8 protein-coding genes are annotated in these 7,485 nt (G+C 31.4%); all 8 read left to right on the top strand.

Annotated features, from left to right (window positions below; all coding sequences use genetic code 11):
- Nucleotides 1-557 precede the first annotated feature (557 nt).
- The gene (gene thrS / locus Q0800_RS13845) at nt 558-2,498 is read left to right on the top strand and encodes a threonine--tRNA ligase (RefSeq protein WP_299130908.1); all 1,941 of its coding nucleotides are present in this window, start codon (nt 558-560) and stop codon (nt 2,496-2,498) included.
- A gap of 32 nt (nt 2,499-2,530) precedes the next feature.
- A complete protein-coding gene (gene infC / locus Q0800_RS13840; RefSeq protein ID WP_299130910.1) occupies nt 2,531-3,082 on the top strand; it encodes a translation initiation factor IF-3 in 552 nt (183 codons plus the stop codon).
- 67 nt (nt 3,083-3,149) lie between these two features.
- A complete protein-coding gene (gene rpmI, locus Q0800_RS13835) occupies nt 3,150-3,347 on the top strand; it encodes a 50S ribosomal protein L35 (RefSeq protein WP_087493241.1) in 198 nt (65 codons plus the stop codon).
- 134 nt (nt 3,348-3,481) lie between these two features.
- Nucleotides 3,482-3,826 carry a 50S ribosomal protein L20 gene (gene rplT, locus Q0800_RS13830; protein WP_299130906.1) on the top strand — a complete coding sequence of 115 codons (345 nt, stop codon included), beginning with the start codon at nt 3,482-3,484 and terminating at the stop codon, nt 3,824-3,826.
- Between the two features lie 216 nt (nt 3,827-4,042).
- Nucleotides 4,043-4,318: a hypothetical protein gene (locus Q0800_RS13825; RefSeq protein ID WP_299130904.1), complete on the top strand. Its 276-nt coding sequence runs from the start codon at nt 4,043-4,045 to the stop codon at nt 4,316-4,318.
- Between the two features lie 70 nt (nt 4,319-4,388).
- Nucleotides 4,389-4,640: a hypothetical protein gene (locus Q0800_RS13820; RefSeq protein WP_299130902.1), complete on the top strand. Its 252-nt coding sequence runs from the start codon at nt 4,389-4,391 to the stop codon at nt 4,638-4,640.
- Nucleotides 4,641-4,730: 90 nt separating this feature from the next.
- A complete protein-coding gene (locus tag Q0800_RS13815) occupies nt 4,731-5,534 on the top strand; it encodes a GLPGLI family protein (RefSeq protein ID WP_299130900.1) in 804 nt (267 codons plus the stop codon).
- Nucleotides 5,535-5,554: 20 nt separating this feature from the next.
- A partial coding sequence (locus tag Q0800_RS13810; RefSeq protein WP_299130898.1) for a hypothetical protein occupies nt 5,555-7,485 on the top strand: 1,931 nt, incomplete at its 3' end.

Here is a 7,485-nt window from a genome sequence, read left to right as displayed (position 1 = left end):
AATCTCTTACGCTGTCAATTCAATATGTTAATGAACTTTTATTTTTTGCTTTTTTAACTCGTTTCCTCGTTAAGCGGGTGCAAATATAAAACCCTTTTTTTATTCCCACAACATCTAAACAAAAAATATTTCTGTTTTTTTACCGATGCTGTCTTATGGAAATGAACTTCGCTTTTTAAGACTTCGTTAAGCCCCTAAGCGGGCGCAAATATAGAACTACTTTTTTATCTCACAATACCTTTTTTTAATTTATTTCTATTTACTTCTTTTCTATTTTACAAACGCTTTATTTATAAGTGATTAGATTCAAAAATTATTTGAAGTTTTTATAAGCTTTTGGTAAGATATATATACTCATTGTTATTTGAACTCTGGTAGGCGTATTAGGGATAGTAGCGGCATCCTTTTGTCTTAAACAAAAGATATAGCGGATAGCCCGACGTTTTTGCTCTAATGAAGCAAAAACGGAATACTCTATATATTTATTAATTACTTCCCTTTGGGAATTATGTATATAGGTCTATCTTTGTGGGCTAAATTTATACTGACTATATTTAATGATTAAAATTACTCTACCTGATGGTTCGGTTAGATCTTTTGATAAAGGTGTAACTCCTTATGAAGTGGCTGTAGATATTAGTGAAGGATTCGCTCGTAATATTATCTCAGCAAAATTTAATGACACTGTTATTGAAACTACTACTCCACTAACTAGTGATGGTGATCTTATATTATATACTTGGAGGGATGATGATGGTAAAAAAGCATTTTGGCATTCTTCTGCTCATGTTTTGGCACAGGCATTAGAGGATCTATATCCTAGCGTTAAATTATGGGTTGGGCCTGCTATAGAAAATGGGTTTTACTACGATGTTGATTTAGGTGATGATGTTATTTCTGAAAAAGACTTTAAGTCTATAGAAAACAAAATGATTGAAATTGCTCGCGGCAAACATGCTTTTAGTTTACGAAATGTTTCTAAACAAGAAGCACTTTCTTATTACGAGGGTAAAAATGAATACAAAGTTGATTTAATTGAAAACCTTGAGGATGGCACCATTAGTTTTTGCGACCATTCTTCATTCACAGATCTTTGCCGAGGAGGCCACATACCTAATACTGGTATAATTAAAGCTGTGAAGATTCTTAGCGTTGCTGGTGCTTATTATAAGGGTGATGAGAATGAAAAGCAACTCACTAGAGTTTATGGTATTTCTTTCCCGAAACAAAAAGAACTCACTGAGTATTTACATTTATTAGAAGAAGCAAAAAAGCGAGACCACAGAAAACTTGGTAAAGAACTAGAGTTATTTACTTTTTCTCAAAAAGTTGGTCAAGGTCTGCCATTGTGGCTACCCAAAGGAGCTGCATTAAGAGAGCGTTTAGAAAATTTCTTAAAAGCGGCTCAGAAAAAAGCCGGTTATGAAATGGTAGTAACGCCGCATATTGGTAATAAGGATTTGTATGTAACATCGGGTCATTTTGCCAAATATGGTGAGGATAGCTTTCAGCCAATTAATACTCCTGCGGAGGGTGAAGAGTTTTTACTAAAACCTATGAATTGCCCTCACCATTGTGAAATTTATAACACTAAACCTTATTCTTATAAAGAATTACCTAAACGTTTTGCTGAATTTGGCACTGTATACCGCTACGAGCAAAGTGGTGAACTCCATGGGTTAACTCGTGTTAGAGGGTTTACTCAAGATGATGCTCATATTTTTTGTACACCAGATCAGTTAGACACAGAATTTAAAGAGGTTATTGACTTGGTGCTATATGTATTTGGGTCTCTTGGATTTGAAAATTTCACAGCTCAAGTTTCATTACGAGATCCTGAAAATCCTGAAAAATACATCGGTAGTGATGAAAATTGGGATAAAGCGGAACAAGCTATATTAAATGCCGCAAAAGATAAAGGGTTAAATTATGTTGTTGCAACTGGTGAAGCCGCTTTTTATGGTCCCAAACTCGATTTTATGGTTAAGGACGCTCTTGGTCGCCAATGGCAATTAGGAACTATACAAGTAGATTATAATCTACCAGAGCGTTTTGATCTTAATTATAAAGGCAGTGATAATGAACTACATAGACCTGTTATGATACATCGCGCTCCATTTGGAAGTATGGAACGCTTTGTAGCCATATTACTCGAACATACAGGTGGAAATTTCCCACTTTGGTTAATGCCAGAACAAGCTATTATATTATCTGTTAGCGAGAAATATGAAAAATACGCTGAAAAAGTTTTAAATTTGCTAGAAAATAACGAAATTCGCGCCCTCACTGATAACAGAAATGAGACTGTAGGAAAGAAAATTAGAGAGGCAGAAATGCAGAAGTATCCTTACATTATCATAGTTGGAGAACAAGAAGAAAATGATAATACAGTATCTGTGCGACAACACGGAGGCGAAGACCTTGGCACAATTAGTGTTGATGAGTTTTCGAAAATTATTGAAAATAAAGTAAATGAAGGCTTAAAAACTTTCAAATAAATAACGTTTAATTAAAATTTAAAGCCATAGCAATACGTAGAAACAGAAGGAATTACAACCGACGTGAAGTCCAAGAGGATAAACATCGTATAAATTCGAAAATTAGATCTGAAGAAGTTAGAGTTGTAGGAGACAACGTTGAAGTAGGTGTCTATCCTATTAAAAAAGCATTATCCATGGCTGATGAACAAGGCTTAGATCTGGTAGAAATTTCGCCAAATGCGAAGCCTCCTGTTTGTAAGATTATGGATTATAAAAAGTTTCTTTACGAACAAAAGAAACGAGAAAAAGCGTTAAAATCTAAGGCAACCAAAGTAGTTGTTAAAGAAATTCGTTTTGGTCCTCAAACTGATGACCACGATTACGAGTTTAAAAAGAAACACGCAATGAAGTTCTTACAAGATGGTGCAAAGCTTAAAGCCTTTGTATTCTTTAAAGGACGTTCTATTGTATTTAAGGAACAAGGACAAATTCTCTTATTGAGATTAGCGCAAGACTTAGAAGAGTATGGTAAAGTTGAACAAATGCCAAAGCTTGAAGGTAAGCGTATGATTATGTTCATTGCACCTAAAAAGAATAAATAAAAAAACCACCTATGCTAAGGCTTTGGTGGATAACAATAAGCGAAACGTAATTTAAACCTAGGACAAAATGCCTAAAATGAAAACAAAATCGAGTGCTAAGAAACGTTTCAAACTAACTGGCACTGGTAAGATTAAAAGAAAGCACGCTTTTAAAAGTCATATATTGACAAAAAAATCTAAAAAGCGAAAGCTAAAGTTGACTCATGATACTTTGGTACACAAAGCAGATGAGGATAATATTAAAACGATGTTACGTTTAAAGTAACAGCGTTTTGATCGGTTAAAACAATTTATAAACCCTGGAGTTAGGCATATTGATTAACGATTGTAGATTTACGATTTTAAAGAAATAAAGAAGTGTCGATTATCGACCGCCTACTACAAAAAACAATTAAAAACATGCCAAGATCAGTAAATTCAGTTGCAAAAAGAGCTAGAAGAAAAAAAGTTCTTAAGCAAGCAAAAGGATACTGGGGAAGACGTAAAAACGTCTGGACAGTAGCAAAAAATGCGGTTGACAAAGCGATGCAATATTCGTACAGAGACCGTAGAAACAAAAAAAGAACATTCCGTTCGTTATGGATTATGCGTATTAATGCAGGTGCAAGACAACACGGAATGAGCTATTCAAAGTTTATGGGAGGATTAAAAGCTAATAACATTGAATTGAATCGTAAGGTTCTCGCAGATTTAGCAATGAATCACCCAGAAGCTTTTGAAGCTATAGTAAACAAAATTAAATAAGGCTTTTAGCCAAAATAAATAACAACATTTCGCTTATAAAAAGCCGACTTTAAAAGTCGGCTTTTTAGTTTTTATGTGCGTCATCAAAATTTTTGTTGCTTGTTTTGAAATATTTTTCGTATTCTTAATGTTAGAAAAGGGAAAGCCAATGCCCTAATTAAGTAGGCACTAATTAATCAAATTTTAAAAATGAAAAAAATTGTTTTTTTATTTCTTATGTTAACTCTATCGTTTTCTTATGCTACGGTTAATAATCACAACACTTCAACTTATGAAACAAACACTGTTGATGTTTCCAGTCTAGATTTCGATGTAGATGGAAATATAGTCAATTTTGATTTTGCTACTGCCTTTTGTACTGAAACAAGGAATGATGTTACCTACACAGCAACTGTAGGTTGTTTCTTATGTAGTCCACAAAGAGCACAGGAGAGATGTGCTAGAGTATTATCGAGAAGAATTGACGCTGTAAATCCAGAAGTAATTTATTAACATAAAATTTATAAAGATTAAATATTTAAAAACAGTATTTGTTTTAGCATGTGTGTTATCATATACATCTATGAATGCAATGGAAAATAAATCATTTAATGAAAACATTGACATTATTGATTTATCAGATATAGAATTTAGTGTCGATGGAGATATTAAAGCAGTTGATTTTGCAACTGCAACATGCTCCGAGATTAGAGACGGTATAAGATATACAACGACTGTTGGATGTTTTTTGTGTGGAGAAGAAAGAGCACAAGAGAGATGTCAAAGAGTTTTGTCTAGAAGATTAGATGAGCTAGATCCTTGGGTCCAATTTTAATAAACTTTAAATTTAATTAAAAATAGTCTTGGGTTAAATTATTATTCTATCGTCCAAGACTTTTTTTCTTTGATATAAATTAAAGATAGTATGAGATATCTATTATTACTGTTTTGTTCATTTACTCTTGCTCAAAACGGAATTAGTGTAGAATATTTATCTACAATTAATAAGAATAATTCTGAAGCTACGGAGCAAGAGAATTATATTTTATACAATATTGATAATAAATCAATTTATAAACCTAAAATCGCAAATAACTCTGATAAGTATGTCAATGCTCCTAGTTTGGAAAAGAAGTGGCACAATAAAAAACAAAAAATAACAGCTTACAAGGTTTCACCTACCAATACAGTTTATTCAACTGATAAAATTATTTACAAGGATTTTTCAGAAAATTTATTATATACAAACCGAATCCTAATAACAACTAGAGCTATAATAGATGAATCTGACGTTGATTTTAGTTGGGATATTGTTAATAGTAAAGATTCTATTAATATTTTAGGCTATAAATGCCAAAAAGCTTTTACTAATTTTAGGGGAAGAACTTATGTAGCTTACTTCACTCCACAATTAGCAATCAATGATGGACCATATAAGTTTAAAGGCTTACCGGGTTTAATTCTGAAAATTGAAAGTACTGACGGATATTATAAATTAGAAGCAACTGAAGTCAAGCTAGCTAGTGGTATAAATGAAATTGATAATCCATTTTCGAATGAAAAAATTATTTCTCTTGAAAAGTTTAAAGAAATATATAAGGAAACTTTAATAAAACGTCTAAAGGCATCTAAATCTTTAGTTAAAGGTGATGAAAATGATGGTCCTATTGAAATTAGATTTGATGACCAATTAGAAGATATAGGGATGGGCGTAATAAGAGTTGATTGATGTTATTATCAAATTATAGTTTGAAATTTATAGCCCTAAATGGGCTATTATTTTTTGCGGGAATTAATATTTGTCTTTCTCAAACCATTAATGGAGTTATTTATAATAAGCCAGATAATACCTCTGTGACTATTTCAACAAGAACTGAAAATTCTTCAGATCAAATTAAAGAGTTTAAAATTGTTCAAAAAGACTCTTTTCAAATGATTTTAAAAAAACATTATGATACATTAAGAGTTTATTGTGACCTTATCGGTTATAAATCTAAACCTGTAATATTTATAAAACCAAACAAGAACGAAACATTAAATGCAAAGTTTTTTTTAGAAAAAGATAGTATTCAACAATTAGAAGAAGTTTTAATTAATGCAAGAAAAAGGTTTTACAAAAAAAAAGATACTATTGGATATATAGCTTCAGAGTATTTAGATGGAACTGAACGTAAGGTCAAAGATTTACTTAAAAAGTTACCTCAAATAGAAGTTAGTGACAAAAGTGGGATTGTAAAGTATAAAGGCAAAGAAATTGAGACGATAACTTTAGATGGCGATAATTTGTTTGGTTCCAACTATTCCATAGCCACCAAAAATATAAATGTAGATATTATAAAAGCAGTAGAGGCTATTGATAATTATGAAGAAAATGAACTACTTAAAGGAATATCTGATGCAGGTAAAGTATCGTTAAATTTAGTGTTGAAGGACAGTAAAACTGATTTATCAGGGACTATTGAGATTGGTGTAGGAACAATAGAAGAAGAAAAGCTCGCAAGAGGTTTAAGTAGTTCCCTATTAGCTGTAAATAAAAAACACAAAAGTTTCTTTACAATTACTAGTAATAATATAGGTGTTAACAATAGTCCTTTTAGCTTTGAAAGCGGTGTCAGAACAAGCGAGCAACGTCGAGAAAAAGACTATTTATCTTACGCATTGATAAATTCTTTAAGTTCTAATTCTGATTTTGGAAATGAGAGAGGAAATATAAATGACCAAAATTTTGGCAACTTTAATTCACTTATACCTATCAATAAAAAATTAAAGATCAAACTAAACGGCTTTTATCTAAAAGATAATATTGTAGGGAAAAACTTATCCGAGCAAACATTGTTTGGATTTGATGGTGATCAAAACATTTCAATTTTTGACAATACTACTTTTTCTAATCAGCCAAACTTTCTTAGGGGTGATATAGACATCAAGTATCGAATCAATAAGAAGTCTTTGTTGTCTATTACATCAAAAATCCAAAATATAGATACTGAAAAAATTAGAACTACTGAAGCCAATAATAATGATTTTGATTTAGCTATAGATTCTGAAAATACTTATTTAAATAATGCAGTTGAGTATACCTATAAATTAAACGACAGTACAGTTTTTCAATCTCGATTTCATTATTCAAATAATTCTATACCCCAGAATTTGACAATTAATACAACTTCTGAATTAGCTGAAACCAGCAATCAATTTAGTGAATTCACAAAAGAATATTTTAGTTTTAGTAATTATCTAATTGGCAAAAAAGGTAGGTTAAAATACGGCACACAAATTACATTTTATAATAATAGTTTGAATTACGGGTCTTCTCTTGTCAGCAATACAGATTCATTTGAAGAAAGCCGTAATAATCTTAATCGCACAAACGTTGCATTATATAGTTTGTCATATGCATCTCTAGAGTATAATCAATGGCGTTTTTCAACAAGGGCGAATATTAAGTATCTTAAGCAGGCGTTAACAGGTTTTTCAAATCAATTTAACTTAATAATTAATCCCTCTATTGCTATTACTTATACACTCGGCGAAAATAAAACTATTTCATTAATAGCAAATTACAACAAAGAGCCGCTTCAACTAGAAAATTCATTTTCAAATGGAGTTCTGGTTGATAATAGAACACAATTGGTTAATACACCTTCTTTAGAACTTCAAGAAAGTTACAATATAGGTAT

The organism is uncultured Winogradskyella sp., assembly GCF_937958655.1.
Taxonomy (GTDB): Bacteria; Bacteroidota; Bacteroidia; order Flavobacteriales; family Flavobacteriaceae; genus Winogradskyella.
This window is presented reverse-complemented; position numbering and strand designations above follow the sequence as displayed.